Genomic DNA, 16,445 nt, shown 5'->3' on the forward strand with positions numbered 1-16,445 from the left:
ATTTAAGAGATGTCAACGCGGCTAAAAACATACTACAATTCTCCGTTAGGGGCATCTAACGCTAATTAAAGGAATCCCCCAGCCTTTAGGCGGGGGAGGATGTCAAAATAGAGAAATAAGAGTGACACCTGTGAGTGAGCCTCATTAAACCTTTCATAACCTTTGTCTTGCCTTCATTGGACAGGCCGAAGGTTATGGCTTCAAATTTGTAAGTCTTCTGTCTTTGCGTACTCCGATGTGTTGCTAATCGGAACCAATCAGCTTCTTCATCCCACTTAACAGAGTGAAATATATCCCCTGAGCTTATACCTCTCCACAAGTAAACATAATGGGTTATGTAAAGTTTTTTAAGTATCTGATAATGAGAGTTTTGTATTGACTTGTGTCTATTTTTGTTGTACCTTTATATTATCAAACAAGGAGGAGCAAACACCAAATTTGAGGGACTCATACCCGACAGTCGTTTTAGTTCGGGCAAATCTTTTCTTTTAAAACTCACTTATTATGTTTTCCAAATCAAAAAATGTAGCCGAATTGGCTGCCCAGACTTCTCATGTCCAAATTTTAAACCCTGATTTCGGCGATGAAATTCTTTACATTGAAGGACAACCCCGTGATTATCGCTTTGATGCCCGTAACGGTACGTTTAAATTAGGGGAAGAAGAGATTTTAACAGACCATAATGGCCAACCATTGAAATCGTTTACTTTTCAGCCATTGGCGTGGCGTATTTTTACGGATACCCTATTTGGCAGGGAAAGGGAAGAAACTTGGGCAGAAATTTTTTTCGTGGATAGTGAAAATTGTCTGTCAGTGATTATGTTCAATAACAGTTCGGTAAAAGAGCTTCAAAAACTGATACAACCGCTTTTCTATAAGCGCAAAAAACTATCAGAAGTAGTGTTGACCATGACGCCTGAATCGCATGAAAATACCAAAATCAAGCCCAAAGCCACCTATTTTATTGCTAAGTTTAAAATGGAAGATGCCATGCCTGAGCGCATTGAAGCTTTTGGGCAATATGCAGACTGTAATCGTATTTACCGATTAGATACCCTAACCAACGGTGCTATTTACCATTTTGTCGCAGATTGTTTCTATAATGCTTTGGCCGAGCAAGAAAAAGAAGAACCTATTATCGAAGAGTTCAAACAAGCAGCATAGATAAATATAAGTGAGGGGGTAAAGTACAACCCTCTCATTTTCAAACCTCCTATATCTTTTTAATTACCATAAGAACATGAAAATGCCCGTAATATTTCAGCCAAGTTGGGATGTTGTAGAAAAGCCTATATATTCTAACAATCAAGTAGTTAATGGCTACAAGGCCATTTTTAGAAGTGATAATAACCACTTACTTAACGTCTGTAAAGATTCATATACCCCTACTTCCAACGAACGATTTATGGAGGTAGTCCAAAGAATGAATGACATAACGGGGTTTCCTATCAAGTGTTTTGATGAATTTGACGGGGGTAAGAAAGTATTGGCTTTTTTACAATGCACCGAACCGATTCAAGTAGGAGGACATAGTTTTGAAGACTACTTAATGATTGGCAACAGCCATGATAGCAGTACTGGTTTTTTTATGGGAAATTCAAATATGATGATTCGTTGTAAAAATCGGTTTTCAAAGGTATTCCGTCAATTAAAAGTTCATCACACCAAGAACCACGACACTAAAATAAACCAGTTACTACGCTATTTTGAAACATTTATGGAGGAGCGTACAAAACTGTTTCATCAATTTGAACGCTTGGGTAATGTCCAAATTGATGAAAGTATTAAGTCTGCTTTAACCGAACGACTAACGCGTATGACGCAAGAGGAAAAATTGGGGAAGACAGAACTTTCAACCCGCAAAACCAATGTCATAAATGCCATGAACTACTCAATAGAACGAGAGTGTGCAGATCTGGGAGACAATCTATTTGGGTTATTAAATGGAATAACCCACTACACTACGCACATTAAAAAGCCCAAAGAAGCAGTGTTTGGCAATGCGGTAGGTAGTTTAGCCCGCATGAATGAAGACGCTTTTCGGTTTTGCCTTGAAATGGCCTAAAAATGAAGCAAACTTTGGAGGCTAAGCAAAACACCCAATTTATACCTTTATAAACCACTAAATTTAATCAAAAATGAACATTGTACCATTCCTAAGTGATACCCAGTACCGCCAACTTCCCCGCATAGCCAATTCGGACTTAAGTGAATTTCGTGACCACCTGTTTGGTTTAAAGAGTTTCAAACCTGAAAAAGCCTTTGCTTTTGGAAGCACATTGCATGAACTGATTTTAGAGCCTAAGAAACAGACGGTTATTCCCGAAGATATGGATGCGGATTTACTAAATATTTTAAAAGAAAAAGTGCTGAAAAATCGTTTTTGCAGTTGGCTTAGGCAGTTTGCAAGAAAAGAAAGTGTCTGCCTATTTACCAATCCAGCGACAGGCTTACCTTGCAAATCAAAGCTAGATTTGGTGTATAAGAAAAGTTTGGTAGTTGATTTAAAAACAACCAGCCAGCGGACATACGCCGCTTTTGTAAAAAGTTGCCATACATACGATTACGACCGCCAAGCTGCGTATTATCTGGATGGAGTAGGAGGGAAGCGATTTGTTTTTGTCGGTATTCAGAAAATACATCCGTACGATTTGTTTATCTATGAACCGAGTCGGGAGTTTATAGCAGAAGGGAGAAATAAATATGAATGTCTTTTGGAAGCATGGCAAGAAGTTGGTTTTACACCCAGTAGTTGGCAAAGGACAGAATCAAAACAACCATTTTTACAAGCTGCTTAAAGAAAGGGTAGGAGGGAACTTCCTACCCAAGTGAAAAAGAACAGAGGGGAGGAATAAAGGGTATGAAAAGTGTGCTGACCGCTTCGACACAAGGCCTCTTGACTTCAAGAATTCAGCAGGACAATACCTCAGTGAATTCTGTCGAGTTGTTCTATAATTTTCATAATAAACTCATTATCAATAACTTTTCCATCTTTGGCAACAGCATAAAGTTTACGTCCTCTCAAGCCAATGCTGGAGCAATAGTAAAAACAGCTCCGAGCCACAGAACACCAAGCCAAAACCTTGCACATGGGAAAGGGAAAATCAATGAATTCTTGAGCTATTATTAACCGCTCTTGTTTTGATAGACAGGTTTTTAGGAGAGCATCCTTGACTCGTATTTCAAGCTCTTTCTCGGCGACCAATTCTTTCAAAAGTTGGTTCTCGCGTAAAAGATGATGGTATTCCGCTTGACTGATACCACTTTGTACCTCTGTTTTAGGTTCACCTCTCATAGAGTGCCAGTGCCACCTATAAATCATTGAAGATGCGACGTTAAAGAGGCGTACCGTCGCTGTGATACCGTGCTGTTGATAGTGTTGTAGGATGTTTTCTATCTCAGTTTCACTCCAACTTTTACGATGTTTGCTCATATTGACTACAAGTTAGGTTTTCCCTTAACTTGTGTCTAGTTTTTTATCGGGACGACAAGAAGCGCACTTTCATCAACGGTACCTATACCAAGCTATTCACTACCTATCAGTTATAAATTAGCCCCTCATAAGTTCGTTGTCATCGTGAACCAATCCAAACTCAGTGCACAACAGAATAAGCTCGGAATAGACAATAAAGAAGCGGACAGTTACTATTGCTTTATAATGTTAATGGCCTCTTTGAACCAGAGGACATTGTCTATGTAACAGGTCAATTGCTAATAATTGGTTGCTCGTAGCATATGGGATATAGTTCAATGTGTTGGTTAACAGTTACAAGGTATTTCTTGGAAGGAAATGTGTGTTATGTTAAAGTATTTCTCAAGCTAGATTTTTATCAATGGTTGCAGTAATTTATGTAAAAACTACCAATGGTTTGAAATTTGAACCAGAAATAGCAACTAACAGGCACTTTGAGACAGAGAGATATTTTTTTTGTTAAATTTTTTTGAGTAAACTATTCTTTGTGCAAAAATGCGACCTTTCATTTACTATTGCCTATTTGTTATAGGGCTTTATGGTTGTAGTATTCAAAAACCCATTTACCAGTCTTCATCGCTGGTTAAAAACAATACCACGAGTTTGTCCAATCCGCAGTTATCCAAAATGCCCACTTTTTTTAAGCCCCTGGTAATAGGAGGCTTGTGGTTTACAGGGGCAACACTGCTGGGTACTCAAATGGAAATGGAAGAGAACACCTCAACAGGAACCATAAAACGCCCTGTAACCGAGGGGGAAGCTATGGGGTTTGGAGCAATCTTTGGGGCCTTAGCTACCGCTTATTCAATCAATGATGTAGTTAAAGAACGGCGACAAGGAGGGAAAATTATTGAACTTGATAGTGATTCAAAAAAACAAAAGTGGTTCTCAAAGTACAATCGGCAAAACAGTAACAATTATGTCAATTATTATTTCATAGGTAATGATATTTACCTAACTACCCCGAAAACCCTGACTGAGTACCGTTTCCAAGATGTACAAGACGTACGACTGTACCAAATGCTCTATCCTAACCAACCCGCTGAGGGAGCTATTGAGCGCACACTGACAAACGCCTCTGTTCCCGAAGAGGTATTGGTCGAAATACTCAGCCAACTCAAACCGAATCCAACCCAAGAAAAAGACTTAAAAAGGCGCTATACGCTCGCGGCAGCCGACTTAAATACCTTTTTAGTTCGACAAGACACTTACAATATTCTCAAAACCTCCGAAATACCAGGACAAGCGGCCAAGCGTGTTAAGGCATTTGAGCAACTCGAACTTTACCGCAAACGAATTGGCTCGTCCACGAGTTTTGACGATCAAATCATTGACAATATTTACAAAAATTGCTCCATACAGCAATTAGACAAACTCATTGATTGGTATCCAGATTACTCCCGTTACCGTGATTTGGTAAAACAATACATCACCTCAATTTACAATATATCGGATTTAAAGGCAACCCTAAGTCGTTTCGGACCAACTTTCAAAAATGAAGTAGAAAGTAGAGCCGTGCAACAGGTTCTATCTACCCCCACTTCCATTTCTCTATTTGCCTATCACTTCCCCAGCTCAAAATACCTACTCGCCAAGAACAATACACTTTTCGTGGGCAAAACCCCTAACGCTGGCGGCATCGCAAGTGGGGAAGGTATTATGTATGATAAATCAGACGGCTCGTACTGGCAGGGCACTTTTGTAGGTGGGGTATTGAATGGACCTAACTGTAAAGTACAAGCATCAAAGTACAGTTATGAAGGCGGCTATTTGATGGGCAAAAAGAGTGGTAAGGGTGCGCTTAATTATTACAATAAATACACCTATTCAGGAGATTTTTACAATGACGAAATGCACGGTTCTGGCTCATTTTCGGGCGGTTTATCCGAAATCAGCTTAGTATCAATGTCAGGTAACTACACAGGGAAAATGGCCAATGGATACGCCCATGGATACGGAAAGTTGAGCTTTGAAAATGGCGAAGCTTGGTACGAAGGTGGGTTTGTAGATGGCAGATTTGAAGGAAATGGCACAATACGTTATCCCAATGGGGTACGATTTACTGGCCCTTGGAAAAACCACTCACCTAACGGAAAATTTCACGTTTACAAGTACACTTTGATGGGGTTAATTCGGGAAGATTATTACCAAGAGATGTATAGCTTTGATGACATGGGCAAGGGGGAAGGTGCGCTCATTGATAAATGGAATAATGCCCGTGCAGACGATAGACGCCGTGACCGAGAAAAAGAGCAGGAAGAAGAGGCGAAAGAAAAAGCTCGTGAGAAAGCAGAAGAAGCGAAGGAAAAGGCTGAAAGTGAAGAAAAAAAAGTAAAAGAATGTATGTCAGAGGTAAACAGCGCCCTTAAAGAACTCAGGAGTGTAGATGAAGGTTGGTTTACAAACCTTGATTGTCCTTGCATGTACTATGAAGACCCTTCTTTTTTTGGTTACAGACTATCATTGAAAGTCAATGATAAAAATGAATGGATTTACATACTGCATGGATTTTGGAGCGACAAGGAATCTGAAAAATTTTACTCCAAAGATGGTGCTTTACGTGGAGTTTGTGAACATTGGTACAAGTCAAAAAAATAATTTAATCCCCATAATCAATGAAAAAAACTATTGCTTTTTACTCTTTTATATTTGGGCTGGCAATTTTGCAGCTTCACGCCCAAACCATCAAAACCGATGTCATCTACCGCACCGATAACTCTACCATCAGCGGTACAATACTCGAAATAACCGACGACATGGTACGCTATCGTAAACCTAACGATGCCACCATCTATCGGCTCTCCACCAAAGACATCCAAAAGATTGTATATGCCAATGGGGAGGTAGAAAACTATAATCTTCAAGCTTCAACAATTCAAGGCAAGCAGAAGAAGGACATAAGTCAAAAGGCCGACATTAAAAACAGTCAAACCAATACCTCGGCTCTAAAATGGATGATTTCGGGAGCAATGGATTTAAGTCATTTTGTAGTCGATAAAGCAAGTACGACACAGATGACTCTCAATCCTAAGGTAGGTTACTTTTTTAAGCCAAACATCTTAGTAGGAGCTTCTATCTCGGTAAAGACCGATAAAGATGCCGATTCATCATCGCCTTGGGGGGGCAGTGGAGTATGGTCTGAAAGTACACGCATAGTAGGTGCATTTGGGCGCTATATGCAGCCGCTCAACGAAAAAACTTACGTATGGGGTGAACTTGGCTTTGGATTTGGCTCCTACAAAGTCACCGAAGATGATGAAAGCTATAGTTTTTCAGCTTCTCAATTTCATATTGGCCCTGGTGTTAGTTTTTTCTTAAACAAACATGTAGCTATCGAGGCTATGTTGCGCTATTCTCATACGGGTATTGGCGGTCAACTTAAAACCAATGAAGTAGGTCTTTTTAGTGGAATCCAAATCTTTTTTTAATCTCATGAAAATATCTCTAACGCTATTTATCCTTGTAGTGGGTATATCTATACAAAAAGTTCAAGCGCAATTTAATAAAGGCGCACGCCTTTTGGGAGGCACTGCAAGCTTGTCAATGAAATCTGTTTCTGAATCACAAAGTAGCACAGTGTCGGCCTTTATTGTGCGTTTGGCACCCCGCTTCGGCGTAGCACTATCCAATCAAATGATTGTGGGTGGCATCTTATCGCTTGATTATGAAGGCTCTAATGTCGGAGGTACTACTACGATTAAGGCGGGGCCTATGGCACGTTATTATTTTCCTATCCAGCAAAAACTGTATGGCTTTGGAGAGCTTGCCGCACAGGTAGGCACTACCAAAATAAGTAAGGTTGATTCTTCGCCTTTTCTCACCGATTTCTCTATTGGACCGGGCGCGAGTTACTTCGTCAATCGTTCGTTTGCTGTAGAAGCACTTCTAAAATACGCCAACGTAGGTTCCAGAATCAATGGAAAAGGCGGCTCTCAAGGCGGTGTTTATTTTAGCATTGGGGTTCAGGCTTTTTTGAGAAAGGACTAACTACAAAATTTAATCTTAAAGATAAATCAGGTGAAACAGCCACCACTGAGGGGGTATTCAATATCAATTTTTAGACTTTTTATCATGGTAAAGAAAAGCCAATTCAAAATTTTTATTTTTTTATATTTTTTGGTGGGCTGTACAAGTTCTAATAAGAGTGTCGTTAGCCCTCAGTTGGAAGCACTTACTGCCTCTTTCACCGTATCGCAAGCTAACCCTAAGCTCAATGAAACTATCACATTCAAAGATGAAAGCAAAGGGAACCCTACCAGTTGGACATGGGACTTTGGGGATGGCACAACTTCCACTCAACAAAATCCCACGAAGTCCTACGCAAAGTTAGGAGCTTATACTGTAAAGCTGACGGTCTCTAAAACAGGTGTAGCGAGTCAATCTGCTACAAAAAATATCACAGTAACTGCATCTGTATTAACACTGTCATTGAATACCCAAAATGTAGTGGCTACTGCCAATACTGCCAGTATTACACTAACTGCCAACAATTCTTGGACAGCCAGTAGCAATAGTACATGGCTAAAAGTCAGCCCTATTAGTGGCAATGCTGGTACAAATACAGTTATTAATTTTACTGTTGATGCCAATACAACTACCAACTCTCGCACGGGTATTGTAACATTTGCTTCTGGTGGACTTACGCAAACTTATACGCTTACGCAGGCAGGTGCAAGTATAGTAAGCCAAGGAGGGACGTTATATATAGCTACTGACCAAGGTGACTATGCTAGTAATGCCGCTTTATTTGCTATTGATATTAATACAGGTAGCATAAAATGGCGATTTAAAACTGATACACCTTCGGAAACTTTTGCATCACCAACTGCTTCAAATGGTATTGTATATTTTGGTAATAATGATAGAATATTTGCCCTTGATGCTCAAAATGGGAATATAAAATGGAAGTTTTCGACGGGTGGAGAAATCATATCTTCACCTCTAGTTATTGATAATGTTATTTATTTTGGAAACACCGACCGTAAATTTTATGCATTAGACGCAAACACAGGTACAAAGAAATGGGAATTTGTAACAGGACGACCTATAACATCTTCTCCAACCGTATCTAATGGTATGGTTTATTTTGGGTGTGGGTCTCTTTACGCCTTAGATGTAAATACAGGATTAAAAAAATGGGAGTTTTTATCTGATGATTTAAGTTTTCTCGATTCTTCTCCAACGGTAGTCAATGGCACATTATATATAGGTGCAAGTGGAATTAGAGGTGAAGATGGAAAAATATTTGCCATTGATGGATTGAAAGGAATCAAAAAATGGGATTTGGCAATAGGCTCTATAAGTTCCTCTCCAACCGTTGTAAACAACATTATTTATGTGGGAAGTCAAAATAATAAAGTATATGCTATTGATGCTGTAACAGGGCTCAAAAGATGGGAGTTTTTAACCAATGGTTCAATTGGGTCGTCTTCTCCCTCAGTAAAAAATAATCTTGTCTATATAGGTAGTCTTAGAGACAAGTTCTATGCCTTAGATGCTTCAAATGGTTCAAAAAAATGGGAAGTTCCATCACCTACCTTTATTAATCAGTCTTCGCCTACGATTGCTGAGGGAGTCGTTTATATCCATCATGGTGTTTGGATATCAGCTTTTGATGCTTTAACTGGTGTAAAAAAATGGACTGGCAATTTAGGCTCATCCAATGATTCCAGCCCATGCGTAGTAACTTCTGACGGTAAGGTGTATCATTCAGGCATTAGTGGTTATCCTGATAACTAAAATTGATTTTAAAACTCGTTTTCGTATGAAACCATTATCTCGTTTAGTTTTATTTATGATTGTTTTTGTTTCTTGGCAATGGGCTTGGGGGCAAAAAACAACAATATATACTGTATCTTCATCACCTTATAATAATTACCCAAGTCTTGCTTTTAATAGCGATTGGAAAGTCGGACCAGTTTTCGATGTTACAGGAGTTCAATATTTTATAGGGGTAAAATCTCTTGATTTTGGTTATGTTGATTACAGCATAATCAAAGTTGATAAAGGCAAGCTAACGTCAATTGATATTCCTTATTTGATGTCGAGTAAAGACAGTCAATCCCCACGAAGTGTAGATTTTAGCTTTTTTACGATTGATAAAAAAAATAATATCTGGATAAAACATAATGCAGAAGGGGCTATTTATCGTATGGATAGTCAAGGTGTCTGGTACGCCTATTATTATAATTCAGACCATTTAAATCGTAGGTCAAAAACATTACCTAATCTATTATCAGTAACAATGGATATACCTCTGTTATTTGCCAATGATAACAATAGTAAACTGTGGGTCTTCGATAATAGTGGTATCATTCACAATTTTGATGGAAGCAAATGGAGTAAATCTATTGATTTAACCAAAGTGAGTTCTGAGTTTTTGAATGGGGTTGTGAATGTGCCTTCTGATGGTAAATTATATAAATTCCTGTCGATGGATGTTAAGGGCAATGACCAAATCTGGATGACGGCAAGTGGTACAGGTGGTCAATTTGCTCTGAAAGTTGAAGGTGCAAAAATGCTTGGATATGCTTTGAATAGCAAAATAAACAATTCTACGGGTAAAATTTATATTGATAAATTGGGTGTGGTTTGGGTATTTGATGGTTATCAGATTGCAACTTTTGATTCCAAAAAATGGTACACTTACCCTGTTAAAAGTAGTTATGATGGTAATGATTTTATTTTAGATTACGAAAGTAACAGAAAATGGTATTTAGATTTTAATACCTATGATATTCAAACATTTAAAGACTATACCTTTACAGGCAACAGTATCACATTTTCAAATAATGCTTTAAGTACCTTTAAGCTTGAGAGCAATTATTTAACAAACATAACGACCAATGCTCTTGATGAAAGTTTATGGGGATTTTGGTCTAATAAATTAGTAAAAATAGAACCCCCTACTGTAAATGCTGTAACATTATCAGCAAACTACTCATACACCCCCACTGCCCCACAACTTAACCAAAGCATTACGTTTAAAGACGAAAGTACAGGCAGCCCTACGAGTTGGGCTTGGGATTTTGGGGATGGTACTACCTCAACCCTACAAAACCCCACTAAAACGTACAACAAAGCAGGAAACTATACCGTCAAACTCACCATCAACAAACAAGGGGCTACGGCAGCGAGTACCACCAAGAGCATCACAATAACTGCCGAGGCTGCAACGCTTGCCCTATCAACTATCACCCACAATGCCCCGGTGGCAGGTGAGCAAGGTGGCCTGAATATCTCTACCAACACCAACTGGACTGCCAACAGCAATGCTGCTTGGCTCAAAGTAAGCCCTACCAGCGGTAATGCAGGCACAAACATTGCGGTAAACTACACCGTCGAAGCCAATACGGCAACGGCAGCCCGTACAGGTATCATCACTTTTACGGCAGGAACACAAACGGCTACTTTCACCGTCACGCAAGCAGGAGTTGCACCCTCATTGGTGGTAAGCCCTACGGCTCCCACTACCATCGCAGCGGTGGGTAGTACGGTGGCGTTATCGGTTGTGTCAAACCTTTCTTGGTCAGTTGCCAAATCTACCAATTCAGATTGGCTTACGGTTTCACCTGCTTCGGGTATGGGCAATCAGAACGTATCTGTTACCGCCTCTGCCAATGCTACCACGGCGGAGCGTTCGGCCACGCTTACGTTTTCGGTGGCGGGCGTAGCCAATGTCGTCGTAACTATTCGGCAGGCAGGCGTAAACGCCAGTTTGTCGCTTTCGGAAACAAGTATAAAAGTAAATGCTTCTTCGATTAGTATTGGGATTCTCAAACTTACTACAAACACGGCATGGACAGCGAGCAGCGATGCTGAATGGCTCACCATAGGCCCCACTTCGGGCAATGCAGGGACGAATATAGAGTTGACATGGTCGGTGGCTATCAATACTTCAGTGAATAGCCGTACTGGAAAAATTACGGTAATGGCAGGAACACAAACGGCTACTTTCACCGTCACCCAAGCGGGCATAATTCCAGAATTGAGTCTTTCGGCAGAGAGTAAGACCGTTGCGGCCACGGGCGAAGCGGGGCAGTTGGGTATTACCTCAAACGTACCTTGGTCGGCTACTTCCAATGCTACTTGGCTCACGTTTAGTCCTTCCAGTGGTGGAGCAGGCGTTATCAACAATTTTAGGTACGGTATAGATGCCAATCCCAATACGACGACACGGACAGGAGTCATTACTTTTTCAGCCAGTGGATTGATCAAAACATTTACCGTTACCCAAGAGGGTACTAAACCCACACCTCCCCAAGCCCCCACCCAATTGACCGTTACAGCTACATCGGAGTATGAACTACGCATTAGCTGGAAAGACAATGCCACTAACGAGACTTCGTATGAACTCGAAAGAGCCGATGGACTTTTACTTGGCCCTACCAATTCCGATTTTAAGAAAATAGCCACGTTACCTGCCAACACTACCACCGTTTTAGACCAAAAACTAACCTCAAAATCCCAGTATTGTTACCGAGTGCGAGCAGTCAATGCAGTGGGAGCATCTGATTTTATGGAAGCAGTATGCGGCACTACCAATGCCCCCCCTGCGGGTATTACTTTGATAACACACGGATTTAGCCCCGCAGGTCCCGAAGCACCTGAAAAACTGAGGGACGATTTCACAGCGAGTTTTGGGGTATTTGCCAATAGCATTAGGGAAAAAGCAGGTGCAGGCGCAACGGTCTATATCAATGATGTAAATACAAGAAAATGGAAAAGGTGGGAGGCTGTCAGTAATAATGGAAATGGTGACCCAACCAAGGAAATTATTTTGTTTTACAACTGGGCAGATGCCTCCAACACAGAACTTTATGCCTTACTCAACAACCTGCTGTATATGTCTAACTCAGGTTATTTAGAAGGTTCGGCTGATATTTTATTCGCTATGTTGGCTGACGCTCAAATACCTACTTTGCCTAACAATTTGCTTACCTCTGGTAAACCTTTACACTTTATTGGCCACAGTCGAGGCACAATTTTATTATTACAACTCATGCACCGCATGGCGAAGTGGTTTCCCAATGTAAAAATTGACCACTACACTGCCCTCGACCCACACCCTGCCACCAACATGGGCGATGTAGTACGAAAACAGCGAAATACTTATGCTTCGCTTCCACTCGTAACGGGCTACGCCGATGGTTGTACGAACACCATTGGCTGCTCGTCGGCATCGGTAGGTACAGCCGAAGAAATCAAAATCAGAATACCCGAAAATGTCCAAAAAGCCGAGGTCTATTATCGAAAAGATGGTGATTATGAAGACTCCGACTCAGCCTTAGAAAACTTAGCAAGCCGCTTTGGGGATCCCGAAATATATGCCAATGCTGTAATTTTTATCACCAACTATTTTCTTCCACCTTGGTTACAAATTCAGTACCAAAATAGGTTTAGACGATTATTAGTGGCATTCGATGGAGTCCCCTCTATCGGAGGAGTCAATTACCAATTAGACAATACCAAAATATCTGAGGGCAAAACAGGCGGTTTTGGTGGAGCACATTCAGGAGTTGTGAGTTGGTATTTTGGTACCATTGACACAAGATTAACAGGTTCTGATGGAAAGCCTATTTCTTATGATGGAGAGCCTCTTTATCTCAACCAATGGTATGGAACAAACGGAGCGCTGTTGGCCTCAAAGCCTGCTCGCGAGAAATCAGGCTACTATTTCAGTCGCATTGGCGGGGGCTATGCGCAGTTGGCCGACGCCACCAACAAAATGAATATCTACGAAATGGACAACCAATTGCAAACTCGCCCTCGCCTCAACAACACTGATGGTGGTATGAAACTGGGGATTCAGAATGGAAACTTTGAATATAACAATGACAGCGGCTGGCGGTTTGGTGGAGGAAATAGTGCATCTAACAATCAAGCTAAAAACGGACAGGTAATCGTTTCAGGGTCAGGTTTAAGTATCAAACCCGAGATTAATATTACTCATTCTTTGATGTACTACCCAGCCAACTTTAATTATGTAATGGCTCACATCAAATTTGATACTAAACAGACTGCTACAAAAACCTTTTCTGTCCAATTCCTCAATCGAGATTTTGCGGCTGTAGGGCAGCCGCTTGAAGTCGTACCTACCAAAAACGACACCAAGGCCTATATCAAAATTCCAACATCATTAAAAGGAAAATCAGGCTCTTTCACCATCAAAGGAACGGGCATATTGGTTGAAAAAGTGGAATTGTCAGACAGGACAGGCAGTCAAGACGTAATCATAGAATCACTGGCTCAACCCGAAACCCTTCAGACAGTCGAGGCTCTTTATGAAATATTCCCCAACCCCAACAACGGGCGATTTAGCCTCACGAGTCAAGACGCACAAATGCCTGCCATAGCCGTTGTGGTCGTTGATGTAATAGGTAATGTACTATTCAAAGCCACTGACAATCAGCTTTCAGTATTTAATGCCCAGCAAAAATTAGATATTGCTTTGCCGGGTGGCTTTACGGGGTCTTATACCCTACGAGTTGAAACCGCCCAAGGCGTATCGTTCAAACGTATCATAAAAGAATAACCCCCTCCTAAGATGAAAAGCCCATATCTGTTTGGATTATTAGTAAGTTGTTTATTGATAATATCCGAGTGTTTCTCCCAAAACACAAACAAACCCGACCTCATCTACCGCTTAGACCAATCGGTAATAAAAGCCACAGTCGTTGAAGTAACTGACCAGGAGATAGTGTATCAGACCTTTGGCGACAAGAAGGGCCAAAAACTTCAACTGCCTGTAAAAAGCATTAGCAAAATCGTGTATGCCAACGGCGACGTGGAAACCTATAACGATATAGCTACTCAACCAAAGCCTCTTTCGGCTAAATTAGATAAGATAGTTCTAAAAAACCGACAACAAATAGAGGGTACTATTGTGGAAGTAGATGAAAAGAATATTAGTTATCGTAAAAAAGGACAAACGATAATTAATAAAATTGGCTTACCGCAGGTAGCACAAATCATTTACAACAATGGCGAAACAGAAACATTTGGTCAACCAAATGCCCCTAATACCCCTTCTCCTACCAATAGTACAGGGCGTAGCCTTAGCATTTATGCGGGCGGTGGCATCAACTTGGCTCACCAAACACTTCCCGATGCCCTCCAAAGTTGGGTGCAGCCCATCATGGGTTATCGTGCTATGTTGGGAACTGAATGGCAAATCCATAAACATTTAGCCCTGCGCTTGGAGGCTAATTATGCCCAACAGGGGATGAAATTAGTCTTTGAAAATGACTACGAACAGCTCATGGCCAATTACCTCAAAGTACCTTTACTGCTACAAGGTCAGGTAGCTTTCGGTAAGTTTGGACTCCATGCCAACGTTGGAGCGTTTGGAGGATACTGGCTTAGTGCAACGACTACTTCCATGCAAAACCAACAAAAATACCGAAAAACCTACGTATTCAATCAGTTTTTGGACAGAGGGCTTGCCGACAATCGGATAGAATATGGCGCTTGTGGTGGCGTTGGAGCTTCTTATGCCATAGGCCGTTCCAACCTATTTTTAGAATCAAGATATGATTACGGACTTAGCGATATTACCAAGTATGACCCAAAACCCGATGAATACCACCAGACCACTAACCGTGGCTTTGGGCTAATATTTGGCTACCGATTTCGACTCTAAAAACACCTTAAATCACCAATAAAACAAACAAAATTTTCACTCGTGCGTCAGCACTTAATACTCACAAAATGAAACGATTTATTCTATTCTGGCTTCTGATTTCGGCTTCGCCATCATATGCTCAATTTACGGTGTATTTTATCAATGGCAATAAAATAACGGCACAGACTATTGAGTCCTATCAAGAAGGAAAGTTTAAAATGCAAGTCAAGCGAGGGGAAAGTGTCATCACCAATACTCGCCACCGAGATGGTATTGCACTCATTATAAAAGGGGCAGCCTATTTAGTCGTTTCTTCTCTTAATAATTTATCAGACGCCGACGCCACTCAGCAGGTAAACAACTTTCTCAATGCACCTGTGATAGCTCCCAAAGCCGACCTGATCATCAAAGCACTCCCTACCGAAGTGATCTTGGCTAATATCTCTACCGAAAATGATGACATTATCAACTACGTAAACGAATCGAAAGAATCGGCCTCTATCAATAAAAACGAGATAGTCGCAGTGATTCGAAAAGACGGAAGCCATGATATTTTAAAAGAATTTGTTGAGGCAGCATCGCTTTTAGGCAGTGTTAAACATACAGTAGATCAGTCGGTAAATCAGGTAATTGTACCCACATCTCCTACTCTCTCTCCTGTACCAACGCCACCACCAACGCCTATACCAGTAACTGAACCCGTACTTGTACCAGAGCCCTCTCCAAAACCTCAGCCCATTGTAAAGCCAGAACCTGTTATTCAACCAAAACCTACTCCAAGTTTAACTGAAGGAGAATTAGAAGGCTACCGCGAAAAAGCCAAACAGAAAGTAGATGCTTTTTATGGATACCTCAACGTAATCGTTGATAAACAACGCCCCAAAGCTGAAAAAGACATAGCGGTAGAAACAGCTGCCCGCCTTTTCATGCCCAACTCCATGATTGAAGTGGACTCTGACAAAAATCCAGGCCAAATCAAAAAATATACCGTACGCGAATACTTGAAAAGGCTGCAACTATTACCCTATTCAACCGCCAAAATTGAATGGTCAGAAGTACAGTACATCAAAGATTTAACCCAAGAAAGGGATGGCAACTATTATGGGATCATCAGTGGACAGCAAACTTTCATGGGCTATGGCAAAGAAAATGAGGTAATGTATAGCGATGTACGCAAAAAAAACGTAAAAGTGAAACTACAATCTTACGAGAAACAAATAGATGGACAAACTGCCTTTAATTGGGATGTTTTATTGGGTAATATCGGTCTTTCGGTTAAATAAACTAAACTTTTTGTTTGTGATGCTGGGGTGGATTGGGTGCTCTTTAGCGAGTGCTCAATCCCCTCCT

At 40.8% G+C, this 16,445-nt stretch carries 11 protein-coding genes; 10 read left to right on the forward strand and 1 reads right to left on the reverse strand.

What is annotated here, in order from left to right; all coding sequences use genetic code 11:
- The first annotated feature begins 504 nt into the window (after nt 1–504).
- From FHS57_RS29525 to FHS57_RS29535, 3 genes are all read left to right on the forward strand, one after another.
- Entirely contained in the window at nt 505–1,164 is a 660-nt protein-coding gene (locus FHS57_RS29525) for a hypothetical protein (protein ID WP_183980050.1), read from the forward strand.
- 82 nt (nt 1,165–1,246) lie between these two features.
- Nucleotides 1,247–2,065, forward strand: a complete 819-nt coding sequence (locus tag FHS57_RS29530; protein ID WP_183980051.1) for a DUF932 domain-containing protein — start codon at nt 1,247–1,249, stop codon at nt 2,063–2,065.
- Between the two features lie 73 nt (nt 2,066–2,138).
- Nucleotides 2,139–2,798, forward strand: coding sequence for a PD-(D/E)XK nuclease-like domain-containing protein (locus FHS57_RS29535; protein ID WP_183980053.1), 660 nt, complete (start codon nt 2,139–2,141; stop codon nt 2,796–2,798).
- Between the two features lie 128 nt (nt 2,799–2,926).
- Here FHS57_RS29535 and FHS57_RS29540 read toward each other — a convergent pair whose 3' ends face one another.
- The gene (locus tag FHS57_RS29540; protein WP_183980055.1) at nt 2,927–3,433 is read right to left on the reverse strand and encodes a hypothetical protein; all 507 of its coding nucleotides are present in this window, start codon (nt 3,431–3,433) and stop codon (nt 2,927–2,929) included.
- Between the two features lie 534 nt (nt 3,434–3,967).
- Here FHS57_RS29540 and FHS57_RS29545 point away from each other — a divergent pair.
- The 7 genes from FHS57_RS29545 (at nt 3,968) to FHS57_RS29575 (ending at nt 16,378) form a co-directional block, all read left to right on the forward strand.
- The gene (locus FHS57_RS29545) at nt 3,968–6,070 is read left to right on the forward strand and encodes an MORN repeat-containing protein (RefSeq protein WP_183980057.1); all 2,103 of its coding nucleotides are present in this window, start codon (nt 3,968–3,970) and stop codon (nt 6,068–6,070) included.
- A 17-nt stretch (nt 6,071–6,087) separates the two neighbouring features.
- The gene (locus tag FHS57_RS29550) at nt 6,088–6,900 is read left to right on the forward strand and encodes an outer membrane beta-barrel protein (protein ID WP_183980059.1); all 813 of its coding nucleotides are present in this window, start codon (nt 6,088–6,090) and stop codon (nt 6,898–6,900) included.
- A gap of 4 nt (nt 6,901–6,904) precedes the next feature.
- Nucleotides 6,905–7,459: an outer membrane beta-barrel protein gene (locus tag FHS57_RS29555; protein WP_183980061.1), complete on the forward strand. Its 555-nt coding sequence runs from the start codon at nt 6,905–6,907 to the stop codon at nt 7,457–7,459.
- Nucleotides 7,460–7,489: 30 nt separating this feature from the next.
- Complete coding sequence (locus FHS57_RS29560) at nt 7,490–9,211, forward strand: outer membrane protein assembly factor BamB family protein (protein WP_183980063.1); 1,722 nt, start codon at nt 7,490–7,492, stop codon at nt 9,209–9,211.
- Between the two features lie 25 nt (nt 9,212–9,236).
- Nucleotides 9,237–14,006 (forward strand): BACON domain-containing protein, encoded by a 4,770-nt coding sequence (locus FHS57_RS29565; RefSeq protein WP_183980064.1) that lies wholly within the window; start codon nt 9,237–9,239, stop codon nt 14,004–14,006.
- Nucleotides 14,007–14,018: 12 nt separating this feature from the next.
- Entirely contained in the window at nt 14,019–15,113 is a 1,095-nt protein-coding gene (locus tag FHS57_RS29570) for a porin family protein (RefSeq protein ID WP_183980066.1), read from the forward strand.
- A 68-nt stretch (nt 15,114–15,181) separates the two neighbouring features.
- The gene (locus tag FHS57_RS29575; protein ID WP_183980068.1) at nt 15,182–16,378 is read left to right on the forward strand and encodes a hypothetical protein; all 1,197 of its coding nucleotides are present in this window, start codon (nt 15,182–15,184) and stop codon (nt 16,376–16,378) included.
- Nucleotides 16,379–16,445: the final 67 nt, after the last annotated feature.

This window comes from Runella defluvii (genome assembly GCF_014195535.1).
Classification (GTDB): domain Bacteria; phylum Bacteroidota; class Bacteroidia; order Cytophagales; family Spirosomataceae; genus Runella; species Runella defluvii.

Coding starts and splice junctions, on each gene's coding strand:
- FHS57_RS29555 (WP_183980061.1), top strand. CDS start 6,905: ATGAAAATATCTCTAACGCTATTTATCCTTGTAGTGGGTATATCTATA.
- FHS57_RS29550 (WP_183980059.1), top strand. CDS start 6,088: ATGAAAAAAACTATTGCTTTTTACTCTTTTATATTTGGGCTGGCAATT.
- FHS57_RS29570 (WP_183980066.1), top strand. CDS start 14,019: ATGAAAAGCCCATATCTGTTTGGATTATTAGTAAGTTGTTTATTGATA.
- FHS57_RS29530 (WP_183980051.1), top strand. CDS start 1,247: ATGCCCGTAATATTTCAGCCAAGTTGGGATGTTGTAGAAAAGCCTATA.
- FHS57_RS29565 (WP_183980064.1), top strand. CDS start 9,237: ATGAAACCATTATCTCGTTTAGTTTTATTTATGATTGTTTTTGTTTCT.
- FHS57_RS29545 (WP_183980057.1), top strand. CDS start 3,968: ATGCGACCTTTCATTTACTATTGCCTATTTGTTATAGGGCTTTATGGT.
- FHS57_RS29540 (WP_183980055.1), bottom strand. CDS start 3,433: ATGAGCAAACATCGTAAAAGTTGGAGTGAAACTGAGATAGAAAACATC.
- FHS57_RS29525 (WP_183980050.1), top strand. CDS start 505: ATGTTTTCCAAATCAAAAAATGTAGCCGAATTGGCTGCCCAGACTTCT.
- FHS57_RS29535 (WP_183980053.1), top strand. CDS start 2,139: ATGAACATTGTACCATTCCTAAGTGATACCCAGTACCGCCAACTTCCC.
- FHS57_RS29575 (WP_183980068.1), top strand. CDS start 15,182: ATGAAACGATTTATTCTATTCTGGCTTCTGATTTCGGCTTCGCCATCA.